Source organism: Streptomyces nanshensis (assembly GCF_001751255.1).
Lineage (GTDB): Bacteria > Actinomycetota > Actinomycetes > Streptomycetales > Streptomycetaceae > Streptomyces > Streptomyces nanshensis_A.
Window position 1 is genome coordinate 1 of the sequence record NZ_LJGW01000410.1, and the last position, 18,031, is coordinate 18,031.

Below are 18,031 nucleotides of genomic sequence, written 5' to 3' on the forward strand. Positions count from 1 at the left end.
CCCTCTCCCGTGCGAGAGGGGTCCGGCGCCGCCGTCATCACCGGTGAAGCCGCCGTGCGTTCGGGACGTCCGGGACCCTGCGTACCGAGATCCTGCGTACCGGGGCCCTGCGTACGTACGGGCTTCCGTGTACGGACGAGGTTCTGTGTACGTACGAGGCTCCGCGTCCGCGGGAGGGCCCGGTGTGCCGCCCGGGGCACGGAGGTCGTCCCCGTTCCTCCGTGCCCCGGGCTTCCCGGGTCCCCGTACCTACGGGTCCCGTGCGGACCGGCTCCGTGCGGGCCGGTCCCGTGCGGCGGTCAGACGCAGCGGCGGGTGTGCGAGCCGCTTCCGCTCCAGCGTGCGCAGCGCGCTCCCGGACAGGCCCGCCGTGTGGGAGGCGGACTCTGGCGGCCGTTCTCACAGCTCGGCCTGCGGGGTGCGTTACCGCGCCGCCGCCTGCGGTTCCAGATGCTCCATCCCGGCTCACCCTCCCCGCAGGGGACGCATGTCTCGTCCTTCTTCTCCGGCTCGTACCGGCATCCCACGACCATGCCGTCAGGCGTTCCCGCGACGGCCGAGGTCCCGGCGGCGGGCGGCGAGGCAGACCAGCGCGGAGCCCACGACGAGGACTCCCGCGCCCGCGAGCGCGATGTCCATGGTGTGGTCCTCACCGCCGGTCTGCGCGAGCCGTCCCTCCTGGCCCGCGCTCTTGGCCTCGGGGGCGTTGTGGGCGGCGTGGTCGCCGTGTTCCGTCTCGCCCGCGGTGTGCGTGCCGTGTGCGGAGTGCCCGCTCGCGGAGGCGTGGCCGCGGCCGTGGTGCTCCACCGTCGACTTGCCGGCGTCCGCGGAGATCTGCTTGTCGCTGGGTGCCTCGGGGGAGCCCGCCGCGGCCTTGGTTCCGGCGCCGGCGGCGGCACCGCTGCCGCTGAAGGTGACGTCGGAGCAGGTGTAGAACGCCTCCGGGCTGTCCGAGCGCTGCCAGACGCTGTAGATCAGGTGACGGCCGCTGCGCTTGGGCACCTCGCCCTTGAACTTGTACTCGCCGCCCTGGAGTTGGGGGTCCTTGACCTTGGCGAACGGCTTGGCCTCCAGGTCCGACCACTTCAGCGGCTTGGACGGGTCGTAGCCGGACTTGGTGATGTACAGCTCGAAGGTGCCCTTGTGCGGTGCCGTCGCCTTGTACGAGAAGGCGTGCTCGCCGGCGCGCATCTTCGTGGCGGGCCAGTCCTTGCGGGGCAGATCGAGACCCTTGTACTTCTCCCGTCCCGCGCTGCACAGCTTCCCGTCCGGGATGATCTGCTTGTGCTTCCCGGCCGCGTCCGGGATGTTGACCTCGTTCCAGTCGTAGAGGGCCTGGGTGCCGCCGGCCTTCACCGCGGCCTTGCACGCGGCGGACTGGGGGCTCTCCGGCCCCTCGGCGAAACAGCCCGAGACCCGGCTGACGGGATCGGTCATCGAACCGTGTGCCGCGGCGGGCACCGTCCCGGCGACGGTGAGGGCGAGCGGCACGGCTCCGAGAGCGGCTATGCGTGCGACCGTGCGACGAACGGACATGGGGGCTCCTGAAGGTGGGGGGTTCGTGCCGCCCGGCCCCGCGCGCCCCGGCGATGCCGGGAGGGCCGGGCCCGTTGCGGTGTGCTCGCTGCACGCTAGCCGCGCTCAGCAGCGCTTTCGACGTCCGAAGGCCCCAACTGCCCATCCTTATGGTGGCGTTAAGGCAGGGGTAAGCGGGGCCTCAGACGCGGCGGCGGGGGCGCGGCGATCTGTCCCGTACATCCGTTTCACGAATTCGGTGCCCTTATTCGTGTCTGTGCAACTACGGGCGTTTTCCATCTGTTTAGCCTCGTGACACAGCACACGCACCACCAGGGGGGCTCCCATGAGACGCACCAGGCTGCTCGTCACCGCCACGCTCGCGGGCGCGGGTCTTCTGACGACCCTGTCCGCGGGCACCGCCGCGGCTGCCGGCCCCGCGGCGGCCGCACCCGAGCGCTCCGCCGCTGCCGCCGCGGGCTGCGCCGTGACGTGGGGGAGCCGGTCCAAGTCCGGTACGGGCACGGGCGATCGGCCGCTGACGGATGTGCGGACGGGCCGCCACGGCTGCTACGACCGCATGGTCCTCGACATCCGCCCGGGCACGCCCGCGGGCTCCGCCTCGTACCGGGTCCGCTATGTCGACCGGCTGTACCAGGACGGTTCGGGCCGGCCCCTTACGGTGGGCGGCGGCGCGGTGCTGGAGATCGTCGCCTCCGCACCCAGCCACGACCCGGAGACCTTCGAGCCGACGTACCCCGGTCGTGCCGGAGAGCCGCTGCCCGGCGTGCAGTTGACGGGCTACCGCACCTTCCGCGACGCCCGCTTCGGCGCCGGCTACGAGGGGACGACGCAGCTCGGACTCGGCGTACGGGCCAGGCTGCCGTTCCGCGTGCTCGACCTGGGCGACCGTCTCGTCGTCGACGTCGCCCACACCTGGACGCCGCTGCGCTGAGCCCGCGCCGCGGCCCGCCGGGACGTGCCCGTCCCGGGCGCCGGGCGGAACGGCCCCGCGGCGCCCGGGACTTCACCGCTCAGCCGTTCCGCCCGCCCGCGGGTCCCGCCGTGCGGCTTCTGCCGTCCGGGGTCCTCGGTCCGCGGGCCCGCCGCCGACGGTCCGTCTCAACTGCCGAGCTGCACCGAGCGTTTGGCGAGCCCCGCCCAGAACCCGTCGATGACCGTGCGCTGTTCGGCGAGGTCCGACTCGCCCGCGCCGAGGGCGACGAAGAGCGGTGCGAAGTGCTCGCTGCGCGGATGGGCGAGGCGTCCGGCGGGGGAGGCGTGGGCGAAGTCGAGCAGCGCGTCGACGTCGCCGCGCTCCAGCGCCTCGCGGCCCCAGTCGTCGAACTCCCGTGACCAGCCCGGGGCTTCGTCCACCCCGGCGCCCCACCGCAGTCCGCTGAGGTTGTGTGTGAAGAAGCCGCTGCCGACGACGAGCACCCCCTCGTCCCGCAGCGGTGCGAGCCGCCGTCCCAGCCGGAGCAGTTCCTCCGGGTCGAGGGTGGGCATCGACATCTGGAGCACCGGGACGTCGGCGTCCGGATACATCTCGGCGAGCGGCACATACGCCCCGTGGTCGAGGCCGCGTTCGGGGTCGTCCTGCACTTCCCGGCCCGGACCGGACAGCATCTTCCGTACGCGCGCGGCCAGTTCGGGCGCGCCCGGCGCCGGATAGCGCACGTCGTAGTAGTGCTCGGGGAAGCCCCAGAAGTCGTACACGAGCGGCACGGTGCGGGTCGCCGCGAGGGTGAGCGGCGCCGACTCCCAGTGCGCCGAGACCGTCAGAATCGCGCGCGGCCGGGGCAACCGGGCGCTCCAGGCGGCCAGTTGGGACGTCCACAGCGCGTCGTCGGCCAGCGGCGGAGCGCCGTGGCTGAGATAGAGCACGGGCATACGGGCGGAGGTGCCGTGGTCGCCGGTGGTCACGATCGGCCTGCCTTCCGGGGGCCGGGCCGGGGCCGGGCCGCCATGTCGATCACAGTCGTTCAAATTCGAACCACTCATCTCGACGCTAGCCGATGATTCAAATTCGAACAACCGCGTAGGATCGACGCATGACGGAACCCCGCTGGCTGGACGAGCGTGAAATGGCGGCCTGGCAGAGCTTCCTGCGGGCCGGCAGCCGGATCGGCCGGCATCTGGAGCGGCAGCTCAAGGAGGAGAGCGGGCTCTCCCACCAGCAGTACGAGATCCTCGTCCGCCTCGCCGACGCCCCGGACGGCGAACTGCGAATGACGGAGCTGGCCGCACATCTGGTCACCTCCAAGAGCGGGCTGACGTACCAGATCGGACGACTGGAGCGGCGCGGCCTCGTGCGCCGCCGCACCTGCGAGAGCGATGTGCGCGGCGTCCACGCACGGCTGACCGCGGACGGCGGACGGGCGCTGCGCGCCGCCGCGCCGGGCCATGTCGCCGCGGTGCGCGAGGCGCTGATCGACGTCCTCGACCGCGGGGAGCTGGACCAGCTCGCCGAGAGCCTCGGGCGGGTGGCCCGGCGCCTGGAGGAAGGGGAGGCACACACGGGAACGGACAACACCCCGCGCCGCTGAAAGCTCCGCGGCCCGCCGCCCGTACGACCGAATCCGCAGTCGTCCGCGCCTCCGTCCACGATGTGAGCGGCGCAAAAGGAGTGGCGCGGGGCGAACCGGTGCCTTTTCCGGTGTGATACGGAACCAACCTGGTTCTGATTCGCGTGTGTTCTGCGACCGGGGGGAGACGCGCGAGAGGGTCAAGGCACAATCGGAGGACAGGGCCGCAACGTGAGCACGATGAGTAACCCGACTTGGGCGAGAAGGGGTGTGCGGTGAACCTGCTGGATGTGCTGTTGCTGCTCGCAGTGCTGGTCTTCTCCGTGTCCGGCTATCAGCGGGGGCTCGTCGCGGGGTTCGTCTCACTCGCCGGCTTCGTCGGCGGCGCCGTCGTCGGCGTATGGGCCCTTCCGTTCGTCCTGGACAAGGTGGCGCCCGGCACCACCGAGGCGACCGTCGTGGCGCTGCTGACGGTGCTCGTACCGGCCGCGCTCGGCCAGGCCGTCGCCGCGCCGCTGGGCTGGCGGTTGCGGGACGCGCTGAGCTGGACGCCCGTGCGCTGGGCGGACGGTGTCGGCGGCGTCGTCGTCAACGCGATAGCGGTGCTGGTGGTCGGATGGGTCGCGGCGAGCGCCCTGTCCGTCTCGCCCTCGCCCGCGCTGAACCAGACGATCCGCGGGTCCGCGGTGCTCGGCACCGTCCAGGACCGCATGCCCGACCAGGCCGCCACCTGGTTCAACAACGCGACGGGCGCGCTGACCACCGCCGGATTCCCGCCGGTCTTCAACCCCTTCGAGCACGAGCCCGGCACGTCCGTGGCCAAGCCCTCCGGCGACTCCGTCACCCCGGCCGCGACACGGGCGGCCAAGCGCAGCACCGTCAAGGTCGAGGGCGTGGCCGAGGTGGACGGCAGCGCACGCGGCCAGGAGGGCAGCGGCTTCGTCTACACCGGGCAGCATGTGATGACCAACGCGCACGTCGTCGCGGGCGTGGACGAGCCGACCGTACGCGTCGGCGGCGTCGGCCCCCGCTACGAGGCGAGGGTCGTGGTCTTCGACCCGACGACCGACGTGGCCGTCCTCGCCGTGCCCGGACTGGAGGCGCCCGCCCTGGAGTTCGCGGGCAACGCCTCCCGGGGTGCGCCCGGCGTCGTCGCCGGATACCCGGAGAACGGCAGCCTCGATCTGCGCGCGGCGGCCGTCGCCCAGCGCGTCCAGGCGCAGGGCCAGGACATCTACGGCGACGACCTCAGCACCCGCGACATCTACGCGATCCGCTCCACCGTCCGTCCCGGCAACTCCGGCGGCCCGCTGCTGACGAAGGACGGCAGGGTCCTCGGGGTGATCTTCGCCCGTTCCACCACCGACGCCGGCACCGGCTACGCGCTCACCGCGGAACAGGTGCAGCAGCACGCACGCAAGGGCGCACACGCCACCCGGCCCGTCGACACGGGGGACCGGTCGGCCCTGTAAGTCGTGGGCCCTGCGGTCCGCGGCAGCGCCCGCTCCCGCTCAACCCGGCCTGACGCGGCTCCGGTTCGGCCCGGAGAGGCCCCCGTTCACAGCGGCTTGGAGTAGCGCCACTCGGCCCCGGCCTGCTCGTATCCGAGCGCCCTGTTGAGGGCCAGCATCGGCGCGTTCGAGGAGTCGTTGCCCGTGAAGGCGCGGGTGCGGCCCGCCTCGCGCGAGCGGCGCAGCGAGTCCAGCTTGGCCAGCCGCGCCAGGCCCCGCCCGCGGTGGGCGCGCAGGGTGCCGGTCATCCCCGACCAGTAGCGCTCGGCGCCGTCCGTCTGCGCCACGGTGTACGAGGCGACCTCGCCGTCGACGAGGACGACCGAGCCGAGGGTGTGGTCGATGTCCGGGCGCTCCCAGTTCAGCCGCAGCCAGTCGTCGTACGGGACGAAGCCGTGCCGTACGTCGCCGGGCTCGTCCGCGGTGCACTCCAGATCCGCCTCGTACAGCGGCCGGCGGTCGCCGGCGAAGTCCGCGGCCGTGCGCAGCTCGACGCCGGGCGGCAACCGCTCGGGCAGCGGCGGGAGTTCGGCCCGTGCGAGGTCGAGTCCGAGGAAGCAGGCGCGCCGCCCCCGTGCATAGCCGAGACGCTCCGCGAAGCCGGGGGAGCGGCCGTCGTCCGAGGCCCACGTCCACGCGCGCTCCGCGCCGGCCTCCGTCAGACAGCGCTCCGCCTCGGCGACCAGGGCGCGGCCCACGCCCCGGCCGCGTGCCTCGGGACGTACGGCGATGTGCAGACAGCCCTGCCCCGGCTCGGTGCTGGAGATGAGCAGGCCGGTGTCCGCGCAGCCCACGATCCGGCCGTGCGCGTCCCGGGCGACCAGCCAGCGCGTACGGCCCTCGGCGGGCGCGGACTCGGCCTCCCACGCCAGCGACTCGGCCGTGCACACCAGATACGGGACGGTCGCGCGCCGCACCTCGGCCACCGCCGAGGCGTCGCGCGGGTCGAAGGCTTCCACGGTGATCCCCGGCGTCATGATCCGGCACGCTACGCCGCCGCCGGTCGCGCCGCTCATCATTTTCCGCCCGCTGCGAGAGAATCGGCTCCGCACTCGCCCGAACGTCAACACACCGGAGACCACGTGCCGTTGCACCTCATCGTCGACCCCGACGGACCGGACGCCCCGTACGAGCAGCTCCGTGCCCAGATCGCCGAGCAGGCACGCGGCGGTGAGCTGCCCACCGGCTACAAGCTGCCGACCGTACGGGGCCTGGCGGGAGAGCTGGGGCTCGCCGCGAACACCGTGGCGAAGGCTTACCGGGCCCTGGAGGGGGACGGCGTCATCGAGACCCGGGGCCGCAACGGCACCTTCGTGGCCGCGGCGGGCGACGCGGCGGTACGCGAGGCGTCCGAGGCCGCGCAGTCCTACGCACGCCGTGCGCGCAGGCTGGGCCTGGACCGGGACGCGGCGCTCGCCACCGTCAACGACGCGCTGCGCGCGGTCTACGGCTGAGGCGTGTCCGCCAAGTCCCGTCCGTGGCACGGGGCTTGGCGGCCGTACGTCGCCGTCTGTTCCCGCGGTGCCGTCCTGTGCGCCGAGCCGGCTATGTCGTCGTGTACGCCGAGGTGTAGGCCGGGGCGTAGGTGCGCGTGAGCAGCCGCGTACGGGCCTCCATCAGCGCGAAGCCCAGCAGGTTCTCACCGCGCCACTGCGCGGGGTCGCGCACCCGTGCGTCGTCCGCGGCGAGCCCGACACCCCACACCCGGTCCAGCGGGCTCGCCTCCACCAGCACCCGGCTGCTGGTGCCGAGCAGGAACTCGCGCAGCTCGCCGTGGTGGGCGAACTTCCGCAGGCTGCCCTCGACAACGATGGCGAAGCGCTCGCGCTCCCACACGTCCTGGTCGAAGCCGCGCACCGAGCGGCCCACGTCCTTCGCCTGCCGGGGATGGACCGCCTCGACCGCTCTGCGCTCCGCCTCCGCGTCGCCGAACAGCCGGGCCTTGCGGGCCATCATCCAGTGCTCCGCCGTGGCGTACTCGACGCCGTCGGCCTCGAACGGCGCGAACCACCACTGGCTCAGACAGCCCTTGCCGGCGCTGCCGTCCCGCCGCGGCCGATCGCCCCAGAAGTAGAGGTACTTGAAGCGCTGACCGCGTGCGGTGCGCTCGGCGAGTTCGGCGACATTGGCGACCATGACGTGATTCTCCCAGCGCAACGCGCCGCGTTCGACCGGTTATCGGCCTGTGAGCACGGGCGGTCCCACAGAACCGGCCACGTACGGCGCCGAGTTCACCGAATCCGCCCGCCCGCGCGCACGCCGCCCGGCACGCCCGAGGGCCGTTTCGAACCGGCCTGAACCGGCGTCACAGATACAGCCCGGCGCCCTCGCGGTCGCTCTGCGCGGGCAGCGAGGTCGGCGCCGTGCCCTTGCGGAGCGCGAACAGCTCGGCCAGCGTGGCGCCTTCACGTCCGACGCCCTCGCTCGTGCCGAGCCAGTTCACCGCCTCGGGGCGGCTGAGCGGGCCGACCTCGATACGGGCCAGACAGCGTCCGGGACGCACGACCGCCGGGTGCAGCCGCTCCAGGTCCTCGTTCGTGGTGACGCCGACCAGCACGTTGCGGCCCTGGCCCAGCAGACCGTCCGTCAGATTCAGCAGCCGGGACAGCGCCTGGCCCGCCGCGTGCTTGGCCTCGCCGCGGATCAACTCGTCGCAGTCCTCCAGGAGAAGGAGCCGCCAGCGCTGGTCGTCGGAGTCGCCGTCGTCGGCGCCGATGGCGATGTCCATCAGATAGCCGATGTTGTTGAACAGATGCTCCGGGTCCAGCACGCAGTCCACCTGGCACCAGTCGCGCCACGAACGTGCCAGCGTGCGCAGCGCCGAGGTCTTGCCGGTGCCCGGCGGTCCGTGGAGCAGCAGCAGGCGTCCGGAGATCTCGTCCGGGGTGACCTTCATCAGCCCGTCCATCGCATCGGCCACGCGTGCCGTGTAGTTGGGGCGTACCTCCTGCCAGGTGCCCGCGGTGATGGCGCGGGTGGTACGGCGCGGCCCGCGCATCGGCGAGTGATACCAGAAGCCCATGGAGACCTTGTCGGAGCTGGCCTCCGGCTCGTCCTCCGCGTCCTTCACGGCCTCGTCGAGGCGCTGTTGGGCGAGTTCGCCGCTGACGGCCGTCACCGTGACGTCCGCGCCGTGCGTCCAGCGCGAGACCAGCGCCGTCCAGCCCGCTCCCTCGGCGAGCACGGTGCTGCGGCAGTCGGCCCGCGCCTCGCGCAGCACCGTCGCGTCCGAAGGCAGCAGCGTGCGGCCCTTCTTGACCCGGTCCACGGAGTGGCTGCGCGAGTAGGGCTGCTCTCCGTTGGTGAAGCGGCCCAGGAACAGGGCGTCGATGACGTCGGACGGCGAGTCGGTGTCGTCGATGGTCAGAAACGGGGTGATCGCGTCCTCGGGGGACGTCGGCGAGGTCGGAATCTCACTCCTGTCGGTGGTGCCCGGCCGGTGCGGCTGCGCTGACATGTGTCACATGATCCGGCATCGGCCGCCGCGGCGCACGCGTGTTTCGGCCCGTCGGACGCCCGGCGGCAGCGGTTACGGTACGGGCTCGATGTTCGTCAACGCCCCTGTGGGGCAGGTGAATCCTGTGACCGGGATACACGGGTGGAGCAGTCGGGCGTTAGGGTTGCGGTGCCCGGGCCTCGTGCCCTCGTACGGGTGGGGAGTGTCATGGAACAGATAACAGTGAGCGGCAGGGCGCGAGTGCCTGCGATCAAGTGCGGTACGGGCGCGACGAGTTCGCGCCTCGACCGGCATCTGGCCGTGCTCGCGGGCCCCGCCGTGCCACAGGGTGAGACGGAAGAAGCGACTTCGCTGATGCGTGAGATCACCCAGCGCGACAGCGCGAGGCACCGGGCGGGAGCCCGGGGTGCGCGCGTCTCGCTGTTCGCGCCACTGCGCAAACTGCGCCGCACGCTCTTCGGCGGTCGCGGCTGAGCTTCCTCCGCGGACAGACCCTCCCTGCGCCTCGGGGCGGTGCCCGGTGATCCGGCACCGCCCCTTGGTCGTTCCCGGAGGGTCGTCTCCGGTGGCCGACGCGGGCGGGCCGTTCTTCTGAACGTCCGCTCTGCGGACGCCCGTTCACGGACGCCCGTTCGCGGCACCGCTCCGGCGGCGGCCCGCCGACCGGCCCTGCTCCAGGCCGACGTGATCCCCGTCAGCCCAGTACGAACGGCAGCCGCGCCGCCAGCCCGCCCAGCGCCGCCCGTTCCGCGTCGTCCGGCGCCCGGCGGCCCGTGCCCACCGCGAGCGCGTCCGCGTCGGCGAGCGACGCGGGGAAGGCGGCGCCGGCGATCGTCTCCAGCGCCGTACGCGAGTACGCCAGACACTCGGCGGGCGGCGGTGCCGCGTGCGGAAGGTGCGCCGTCAGGTCGAGGTGGTGCAGCGTCCACTCCAGGACGTACGCGCTGAGGTAGTCGCCCGCGGTGAGGACCTGGTCGCGGGTGGAGACCAGGGCGGCGGGGTCGGCGAGCCCGGCCGCACGCCCGGCGGCCGAACCGACGTCGTCCAGGTGGAAGGTGAGCAGATGCGGGTCCTGGTAGGCGGCGGCCAGCCGTACGGTCAGCGCGTCGAGCGGGTCCTCCCCGGACGGCGGCCGGTCCGCGACCTCCCAGTACGTCCGCGCGTCGGCGGTCGGCGGCCCCTCGGCCGGGGTGGCGAGGGTGATCAGGACGTCCTGTGCGTCGATGACCAGATGGCACACGAGGTCGCGTACGAGCCAGCCCGCGCAGCCGGAGGGGCGCTCGAAGTCGTCGTCGGCGAGCTCGGCGACCGCCGTGCGCAGTGCCGTCCAGGAGCGTGCGAAGAGATCCACCCCGGCACAGTAGTACGAGCCGGGCGCAATTCTTGCTAGAGCAGCGCCAGTTGGCCCTCCGGGCCCTCCTCCGGCAGCTCCAGCACCGACGCGGGACGGCGGGCGCCCGGCGGCGGAGGCAGCAGTCCCGCGCGGGTCAGTTCCGCCCGTACGGTCCCTGCGTCCGCCCGTACGGTCTCCATGCCGGCCGGGGTGCCGGGCGCCAGGGCGCGGGCCAACTGCCGCTGCTCGGGCCGCAGTTCCGCCAGCAGCGTCAGCACCGTGATCAGCTCCAGCAGTTGGGACGTCCACTCCGGGGGCCGGTTCGCGGGCCGTACGGCCTCCAGCGTGCCCGCGGCCTCCGGCGGCGCTGCCGTGCGCTCCGCGAGCCAGGACTCCAGCACACGGACGCCGCCCNACTCCCATGCCTCCCGCGCCACCGGTGCGACGCGGCCCTCGCCGATGTGCAGGGAACGCTCCTCCGCGTCGTGCGCCAGCTCCTCGGGGTCCGGGGCGAAGGCGGGCAACGGGGCCCGTACGTACGGTCGTCGGCCGCCCGGCAGCCGTGGACGGGCGGTGCCCGCCGTGCCGTCGTCGCTGTCGCCGCCGTCACCGGCGGCGCCCTCCGCATCGGCGCAGCGGGCGCCCCGGGTGTGCAGCCGGATCAGCCGGCGGCCCAGCGCCACACCGCGCCGCCACGACTCCCGGTCCCGGGTCAGCGGCACCGTACGTCCGGCCGTGCCCGCGCGCACGGTGGCGAGGGTCCAGGCGAGCACGTCCTCCGGCGTCACGGGCAGCCCCAGCCGAGCGGCGAGATGCTCCAACAGGCCCGGCAGCAGGTTCGGTTCACGTCCGCCGGGACGCCGGTAGAGGGGGCGCACGCGTCCGGAACGTCCCGCTGCCGCCCGGCCGTCGGGCAGCAGCGCGGTGACGGCGCACAGCGGCCCGTGATGACGGTGGTCGTGCGCGGTCTCCACCAGATGTGTCTGGTGCCCGTCGCTCACGCGCCACAACTCCGGCCGCGCGGCGTCGATCAGCCGGTGGTCGGGGATCAGCCACTGCTGGTCGTACGGGCCGTGCAGCACGGGCACCGGTTCGGGGCAGGCGCCGCGCTCGCGCGCCAACCGCCCGCCGTGCGCCGGGACTCCGGGCAGCGGTGCGACGGCGCTGTGCGGCGTACGGGAGCGGGTAGGCCCGAACAGACCGGTGCGCGCGTCCTCGTCCTCGGTGCGGATCAGGGCGTTCCAGCGGCTGCGCAGCGTGGCCGGGTCCGGCGCGAGGATCCAGCCGCGTCCCGTACGCAGCGGCGCGACGGACCAGGGCATCAGCTCGTCGAGGGCCAGCTCGTCGGGGGCCGGTTCGTCGCGGGCCGTGGTGCCGCCGCCGGGACCGGGTGGTTCGTCGCTCACCGCTCGATGCTACGAGGGCGGGGTCGCCCCCGTCAGGGGCGCGCGTGCCGGGTGGTCCCGCCCCCGGCCCAACTGCCGCCGCCCGGTGCTCAGTCGGCCTGGAGGGTCACGGAGAAGGAGAACCGGTCCCCGCGGTAGTGGATGAGGGCGACGTCCACGGCCCGCCCCTCCTCGTCGTACGTCACGCCCGTGTAGTGCAGGATCGGGCTGAGCAGCGGCACGTCCAGCAGCTTGGCGGTCTCCGGGTCCGCGAGCCGCGCCTCGACGGTGTCGGTGATGCGGCTGATGCGCACCCCGACGCCGTCGCGCAGCACCTTCGTCATCGGCCAGCCGCGCTCCAGATCCGCGGGGTCGATGTGCGCGGCGACGCGCGGATGGATGTAGTTCTCCGCCCAGTTGGTCGCCTCGCCGCTCTCCGGGTCGCGGCGCAGCCGCCGGTACGCCGTCGCCTCCGCCACGTCCGGGAAGTGCTCGGCCAGTTCGGGCGGCAGCGCGGACGGACCGTGTTCCAGCAGCGTCGTGAGGTCCCCGGACTGCTGGGCCACGATCGTGTCCACCGAGCCCAACAGCCGTACGGGGCCCGTCCGTCGGGCCTCCGGTTCGATGAACGTGCCGCGCCGCCGGTGCCGGGAGATCAGCCCCTCCGTCTCCAGCTCCTTCAGCGCCTGCCGCATGGTCAGCACGCTCACCCCGTAGTGCTCGGCGAGGCGCTCCTCGGTCGGCAGCCGCAGCGGGGACTGCGGTGTGCGGCCGAGTATCGAGGCGCGCAGCGACTGCGAGACCTGATACCACAGCGGCAGCTTGCGGTTGAGTTCGAGCGAGTCGGGCGCGAAGACGGACGCGGGCACGTGACCCCCCTACGGGCGGAAATGGCGCTGGAGACCCTGCCACACCTCGTCGTAGCCGGACTGGAGATGTTCCGCCTGGAGGGCCTGTGCGGTGGGGATCACCGGCCAGCGCGTCTCGAACATGAACGCCAGCCCGTCGTCGATCTTCTGCGGCCGCAGCTCGGCGGAGCTGGCGCGCTCGAAGGTCTCCCGGTCGGGGCCGTGCGCGGACATCATGTTGTGCAGCGATCCGCCGCCCGGCACGAAGCCCTCCGCCTTCGCGTCGTAGGCGCCCTCGATGAGGCCCATGTACTCGCTCATCACATTGCGGTGGAAGTACGGCGGCCGGAAGGTGTCCTCGCCCACCAGCCAGCGCGGCGCGAACACCACGAAGTCCACGCCCGCCAGGCCCGGGGTGTCGGACGGCGAGGTGAGGACGGTGAAGATCGACGGGTCGGGGTGGTCGTAGCTGACGGTGCCCATCACGTTGAAGCGGCGCAGGTCGTAGACGTACGGGACGTGGTTGCCGTGCCAGGCGACGACGTCCAGTGGCGAGTGCCCGTAGTCGGCGGCCCAGAGGTTGCCGCAGAACTTGTTGAGCACCTGGACGGAGCGGCCGTCCGCGTCGTCCTCGTACGCGGCGACCGGCGCCAGGAAGTCCCGTGGATTGGCGAGGCCGTTGGCGCCGATCGGGCCCAACTCCGGCAGGGCGAAGGGCTGTCCGTAGTTCTCGCAGACGTAGCCGCGTGCCTGCCCGTCCAGCAGGACGACGCGGAAGCGCACTCCGCGCGGGATCAGCGCGACATGTCCCGGCTCGGCCCGCAGCAGGCCGAACTCGGTGTGCAGCAGCAGCCCTCCGCGTTCGGGGACGATGAGCAGTTCGCCGTCGGAGTCGCCGAAGACCCGGTCCGTCATGGAGGTGTCGGCGGCGTAGAGGTGGACGGCCATGCCGGTGCGCTGCGCGGCGTCGCCGTTGCCGCCCAGCGTCCACAGCCCGGCGACGAAGTCGGTGCCCCGCGGCGGATCGGGCAGCGGGTTCCAGCGCAGCCGGTTGGGGTCGGGCTCGGTCTCGGTGAAGGGCGCACCGCGCAGGCCGCCGTTGCCGGTACGGAGGAAGCGGGGGTGCGCGGCCGAGGGGCGGATGCGGTAGAGCCACGAGCGGCGGTTGTGCGCGCGGGGCTCGGTGAAGGCCGTGCCGCTGAGCTGCTCCGCGTACAGGCCGAGCGGTGCGCGCTGCGGGGCGTTGCGGCCCAGCGGGAGCGCGCCGGGTACGGCCTCGCTGCTGTGCTGGTTGCCGAAACCGGTGAGGTGGCCGAGCCCCTCCGCCGTCTTGCGTGCCTCTTCCGCTTCCGTTCCGCCTTCGCCGCTGCCGTCGCCGGTGCCGAGAACCATCGGATGCTCCTGCCGCTGCTGTGTTCCCCCTGTATTCCTGTACTTGACCATAGGAATGCGGAGTGTCCGCGTCAATGAGGCGTGAACGGGCGGGCGCGGTCCGGGGGATGGCCGGGTGACGCCCGGGTGACGGCAGCGCGACGGCCGGGCCGGCGGGCGGCCGTGCCACGGCGGCCGGCCCCCACGTGCGCGGCCTCGGCCCCGTGTGTACCGCCGTAACCCCCGTCACGTTCCGCTTCCTCGCGGGTGAACTGCCGCTTCCAGGGCCTACAGTCGTGGCACGGAGTGGCAACAGNCGCGGCCTCGGCCCCGTGTGTACCGCCGTAACCCCCGTCACGTTCCGCTTCCTCGCGGGTGAACTGCCGCTTCCAGGGCCTACAGTCGTGGCACGGAGTGGCAACAGCACGGTCCGAGGGAGCGCCATGACCGCGACCGGTACGCCCGGCACATCCGGTACGTCCGGCACGTCCGCCGAAACCGCCCGCGCCGCCGCCGGCACCCCCGTGGAGTCCGGCACCGCGCTCCGCATCTGCCCGCTGTGCGAGGCCACGTGCGGTCTGGCCGTCACCGTCGAGGACGGGCGCATCACCAAGGCACGCGGTGACCGCGACGACGTCTTCAGCCGCGGCTTCGTCTGCCCGAAGGGCGCCTCCTTCGGCGAACTCGACGCCGACCCCGACCGGTTGACGCGTCCGCTGGTGCGCGACGCGGACGGACGGCTGCGGGAGACCGGCTGGGACGAGGCGTTCGCCGCGGTCGCCGCCGGGCTCGGGCCCGTACTGGCGGACGGCGATCCGGACGCCGTCGCCGTCTACCTCGGCAACCCCAACGTGCACACCATGGCCGGCGCCCTCTACCCGCCGCAGCTCCTCGCGGCGCTGCGCACCCGCAACTTCTACACGGCCAGCACCCTCGACCAGATGCCCAAGCACGTGGCCTGCGGACTGCTCTACGGCGATCCCCAGGCCATCCCGGTGCCCGACGTCGACCGCACGGACCATCTGCTGATCCTGGGCGCCAACCCCGTCGAGTCCAACGGATCGCTCGCCACCGTCCCGGACTTCCCCGGCAGGCTGAAGCGGCTGCGCCGCCGCGGCGGCACGCTCACCGTCGTCGACCCGCGCCGCACGCGTACGGCCCGGCTCGCCGACCGGCATGTGGCGATCCGTCCGGGCAGCGACGCGCTGCTGCTGACGGCGATGGTCGCGGTGCTCTTCGAGGAGGGGCTCACCGGCACCGGGGGCCTCGCTCCGCATCTGAGCGGCGTCGCCGAAGTACGGGAGCTGGCACGGGAGTTCACCCCGGAGGCCGTCGAGGGCGCCTGCGACGTGCCCGCCGCGGACATCCGCGCCCTCGCACGCGAACTGGCGGCGGCACCCAGCGCCGCGGTCTACGGGCGGGTCGGCTCCTCCACCGTCGAGTTCGGCACCCTCACCAACTGGCTCGTCGACGTCCTCAGCGCCCTGACCGGCAACCTCGACCGGCCCGGCGGCTCGATGTTCCCGCTGTCGGCCACCGCGCGGGCCCCTCGTACGGGCGGAACGGCGGACGGGGCAACCGCCGTACCGGGCAAGGGTTTCGCACTGGGCCGCTGGCACAGCAGGGTCAGCGGCCACCCCGAGGCCAAGTCGGAACTGCCGGTCGTCGCGCTCGCGGAGGAGATCACCACGCCCGGTGAGGGCCGCGTCCGTGCCCTGCTCACCCTCGCCGGCAACCCGGTGCTCTCCGCGCCCGACGGCGAGGGGCTGGAAAAGGCCCTGGGCGCACTGGACTTCATGGTCAGCCTCGACCCGTATCTCAACGAGACCACGCGCCACGCCGACGTCGTGCTGCCGCCCGCCAGGCCCAGCCGCAGCCCGCACTTCGACTTCGCCTTCAACGCGCTGCCCGTACGCAACCAGGTCCGCTACACCCGTCCCGTCCTGCCGCCCGAACCCGGCGAGCGCAGCGAGGCGGAGATCATGGCGCGGCTGCTGCTGTGCCTCGCCGGAACGCCCGGCGCCCCCGCGCACACCGTCGACGACGCCGTCATCGCCCGCGCCCTCGGCAGGGCCGCCGCCGATCCGCACTCGCCCGTGCACGGCCGGGAACCGGAAGAGCTGGCGCGGCGGTTGACCGGACGTGACGGGGTCGAGCGGCGCCTCGACATGATGCTGCGCCTCGGCCCGTACGGCGACGGCTTCGGCGCACGTCCGGACGGCCTCAGCCTGGAGAAGCTGCTCGCCCACCCGCACGGCATCGACCTGGGACCGCTCGCGCCGCGGCTGCCGGAGGTGCTGCGCACCCGCTCCGGCACGGTCGAGCTGTGTCCCGAGCCCGTACGCCGGGACGTGCGCCGGCTGCGGGCGGCGCTGCACGGACGCGGCACCGCGGAGAACCTGGTGCTCGTCGGGCGGCGCCATCTGCGCTCCAACAACAGTTGGATGCACAACGTGCCCGCGCTGCGCGGCGGTTCGAACCGCTGCACCCTCCAGGTCCACCCCGGGGACGCCGCACGGCTCGGCCTCGCCGACGGCGGGCACGCCCGCGTCACGGGCGACGGGGGAGAGGTGACCGCGCCGGTGGAGGTGACGGACGCGGTGCGCGCGGGCGTCGTCAGCCTGCCGCACGGCTGGGGCCACGACCGTCCCGGTACGCGGATGCGGGTGGCCGCCGCCGAACCGGGCGTCAACGTCAACCAGTTGCTGGACGGCACACTGCTGGACCCGCTCTCCGGGACGGCGGTGCTCAACGGGTTCCCGGTACGGGTCACTCCGGCCACGGGGACGCCGTCCGGGACCGGGCCGGATTCCGCGCACGAGGCCGCGTCCGCGCATGAATCCCCGTCCGGAGCCGGAGCCGAGTCCGCGCCCGCACACGAGTCCGCGCCCGCCGCGGCGCCGGGTGCCGGATGACCTCCGCGCCCTCGGACCCGCCCGTGCCCACGGGCCCCGGCGGCGCCTTCCCGGCGCCGCCGCGCCGCTGGCTGCTGCGCCTCGTCGTCTCCTTCGTCTTCACCCAGGGCGCGGTGAACATGGCACGGCCCGCCGTCTCGTACCACGCCCTCGAACTCGGCGCGGGCGCGCGTGCCGTCGGTGTCATCACCGCCGTCTTCGCGCTGCTGCCGCTGGTGGTCGCCGTACCGCTCGGGCGGCACACCGACCGGCGCCGGTGCGGTCCGCTGCTGCCCGTCGGCGCGGCCCTCATCGCGGCGGGCTGCGCCCTGTCCGGTACGGCCTCCTCGCTGGTGACGCTCGCGGTGTGGAGCGGCGTACTGGGCCTGGGGCATCTGGTGTTCATGATCGGCGCGCAGTCGCTGGTGGCGCGGCAGAGCGGTCCCGGCGAACACGACCGCAACTTCGGCCACTTCACCATCGGCGGCTCGGCGGGCCAGCTCATCGGGCCGGTGCTCGCCGGGCTGATCGTGGGCGGCGCGGGAGCGGGCGCCGGTACGGACGGGGCCGCCGCGGCGGCCGGATCCCACGCGGTGAGCCAGCACAGCAGCGCCGTCGCCCTGTTCGCCTCGGGCGCGCTGTCGCTCTGCTCGTACGCGGCGCTGTGGCGCATCGAAGGCCGGGCCCGCAGCGGGAGTCCGGCGGAACCGGGGAACGGCCGCGGCAAGGACGCGGCACCGGAGACGCCCGTCCCCGTCGCGCGCATCCTGCGTGCACGCGGCGTCCCGGCGGGCATCTTCGCCTCGCTCGCGGTGCTCTCCACAACCGACGTGCTGACGGCCTACCTTCCGGTCGTCGGCGAGGAACGGGGCATCGCCCCGGGCATGGTGGGCCTGCTGCTGAGCCTGCGGGCCGCCGCGTCCGTCCTCTCGCGCCTCGCGCTGCCGGCGATGACGGCGCGGCTGGGCAGGCAGCGGCTGCTCGTGGTGAGCTGTCTCGCCGCGGGCGGACTGAGCGCGCTGCTGGCCGTGCCCGTGCCGGTGTGGGCGCTGGGCGCCGCGCTGGTGGTGCTCGGGTTCTTCCTCGGGGTCGGCCAGCCGCTGACGATGACCACCGTCGTACGGGCGGCGCCCGAGCGCGCGCGGTCCACGGCGCTGGCCCTGCGGCTGACCGGCAACCGGCTCGGCCA

The 18,031-nt window shown here is 73.6% G+C and carries 16 protein-coding genes; 7 read left to right on the forward strand and 9 right to left on the reverse strand.

Annotation, left to right across the window (positions count from 1 at the left end):
- Nucleotides 1-537: 537 nt before the first annotated feature.
- On the reverse strand, nt 538-1,536 hold the full coding sequence (locus tag AN218_RS25610) for a lytic polysaccharide monooxygenase auxiliary activity family 9 protein (RefSeq protein WP_070019313.1): 999 nt from the start codon (nt 1,534-1,536) through the stop codon (nt 538-540).
- 325 nt (nt 1,537-1,861) lie between these two features.
- On the opposite strand from AN218_RS25610, the gene AN218_RS25615 reads away from it, so the two are divergent.
- Nucleotides 1,862-2,470 carry an AMIN-like domain-containing (lipo)protein gene (locus tag AN218_RS25615; protein WP_244900717.1) on the forward strand — a complete coding sequence of 203 codons (609 nt, stop codon included), beginning with the start codon at nt 1,862-1,864 and terminating at the stop codon, nt 2,468-2,470.
- A 167-nt stretch (nt 2,471-2,637) separates the two neighbouring features.
- Here AN218_RS25615 and AN218_RS25620 read toward each other — a convergent pair whose 3' ends face one another.
- Nucleotides 2,638-3,408 carry a dioxygenase family protein gene (locus AN218_RS25620; protein ID WP_070019336.1) on the reverse strand — a complete coding sequence of 257 codons (771 nt, stop codon included), beginning with the start codon at nt 3,406-3,408 and terminating at the stop codon, nt 2,638-2,640.
- Between the two features lie 161 nt (nt 3,409-3,569).
- Between AN218_RS25620 and AN218_RS25625 the strand changes: the two genes are divergently transcribed.
- Nucleotides 3,570-4,064 (forward strand): MarR family winged helix-turn-helix transcriptional regulator, encoded by a 495-nt coding sequence (locus AN218_RS25625; RefSeq protein ID WP_070019318.1) that lies wholly within the window; start codon nt 3,570-3,572, stop codon nt 4,062-4,064.
- A gap of 254 nt (nt 4,065-4,318) precedes the next feature.
- On the forward strand, nt 4,319-5,515 hold the full coding sequence (locus AN218_RS25630; RefSeq protein WP_070019320.1) for a MarP family serine protease: 1,197 nt from the start codon (nt 4,319-4,321) through the stop codon (nt 5,513-5,515).
- Between the two features lie 86 nt (nt 5,516-5,601).
- Here the strand turns inward: AN218_RS25630 and AN218_RS25635 are convergent, their stop codons facing one another.
- Entirely contained in the window at nt 5,602-6,531 is a 930-nt protein-coding gene (locus tag AN218_RS25635) for a GNAT family N-acetyltransferase (RefSeq protein WP_070019338.1), read from the reverse strand.
- Between the two features lie 105 nt (nt 6,532-6,636).
- Between AN218_RS25635 and AN218_RS25640 the strand changes: the two genes are divergently transcribed.
- On the forward strand, nt 6,637-7,008 hold the full coding sequence (locus AN218_RS25640; RefSeq protein WP_070019323.1) for a GntR family transcriptional regulator: 372 nt from the start codon (nt 6,637-6,639) through the stop codon (nt 7,006-7,008).
- 91 nt (nt 7,009-7,099) lie between these two features.
- Here the strand turns inward: AN218_RS25640 and AN218_RS25645 are convergent, their stop codons facing one another.
- Nucleotides 7,100-7,690 (reverse strand): NADAR family protein, encoded by a 591-nt coding sequence (locus AN218_RS25645; RefSeq protein ID WP_070019325.1) that lies wholly within the window; start codon nt 7,688-7,690, stop codon nt 7,100-7,102.
- A gap of 169 nt (nt 7,691-7,859) precedes the next feature.
- Complete coding sequence (locus AN218_RS25650) at nt 7,860-9,011, reverse strand: DUF5925 domain-containing protein (RefSeq protein ID WP_079132587.1); 1,152 nt, start codon at nt 9,009-9,011, stop codon at nt 7,860-7,862.
- A gap of 207 nt (nt 9,012-9,218) precedes the next feature.
- Here AN218_RS25650 and AN218_RS25655 point away from each other — a divergent pair, with 207 nt between their 5' ends.
- Complete coding sequence (locus tag AN218_RS25655; RefSeq protein WP_070019326.1) at nt 9,219-9,485, forward strand: hypothetical protein; 267 nt, start codon at nt 9,219-9,221, stop codon at nt 9,483-9,485.
- A gap of 220 nt (nt 9,486-9,705) precedes the next feature.
- Here the strand turns inward: AN218_RS25655 and AN218_RS25660 are convergent, their stop codons facing one another.
- The 4 genes from AN218_RS25660 to hmgA all read right to left on the reverse strand — a co-directional run bounded on the left by AN218_RS25660 (nt 9,706) and on the right by hmgA (nt 13,969).
- Nucleotides 9,706-10,362 carry a maleylpyruvate isomerase N-terminal domain-containing protein gene (locus AN218_RS25660; RefSeq protein ID WP_070019327.1) on the reverse strand — a complete coding sequence of 219 codons (657 nt, stop codon included), beginning with the start codon at nt 10,360-10,362 and terminating at the stop codon, nt 9,706-9,708.
- A gap of 35 nt (nt 10,363-10,397) precedes the next feature.
- On the reverse strand, nt 10,398-11,666 hold the full coding sequence (locus AN218_RS25665) for a type ISP restriction/modification enzyme (protein WP_171908792.1): 1,269 nt from the start codon (nt 11,664-11,666) through the stop codon (nt 10,398-10,400).
- 173 nt (nt 11,667-11,839) lie between these two features.
- Complete coding sequence (locus AN218_RS25670; RefSeq protein WP_070019328.1) at nt 11,840-12,598, reverse strand: GntR family transcriptional regulator; 759 nt, start codon at nt 12,596-12,598, stop codon at nt 11,840-11,842.
- A 9-nt stretch (nt 12,599-12,607) separates the two neighbouring features.
- Nucleotides 12,608-13,969, reverse strand: a complete 1,362-nt coding sequence (hmgA, locus tag AN218_RS25675; RefSeq protein WP_070019330.1) for a homogentisate 1,2-dioxygenase — start codon at nt 13,967-13,969, stop codon at nt 12,608-12,610.
- A gap of 422 nt (nt 13,970-14,391) precedes the next feature.
- On the opposite strand from hmgA, the gene AN218_RS25680 reads away from it, so the two are divergent.
- Together AN218_RS25680 and AN218_RS25685 are read left to right on the forward strand one after the other, a co-directional pair.
- Nucleotides 14,392-16,863, forward strand: a complete 2,472-nt coding sequence (locus tag AN218_RS25680) for a molybdopterin oxidoreductase family protein (RefSeq protein ID WP_079132588.1) — start codon at nt 14,392-14,394, stop codon at nt 16,861-16,863.
- Nucleotides 16,860-18,031 (forward strand): MFS transporter (locus tag AN218_RS25685; protein ID WP_070019332.1); only part of this gene is annotated, 1,172 nt, incomplete at its 3' end. The genes AN218_RS25680 and AN218_RS25685, both read left to right, overlap by 4 nt.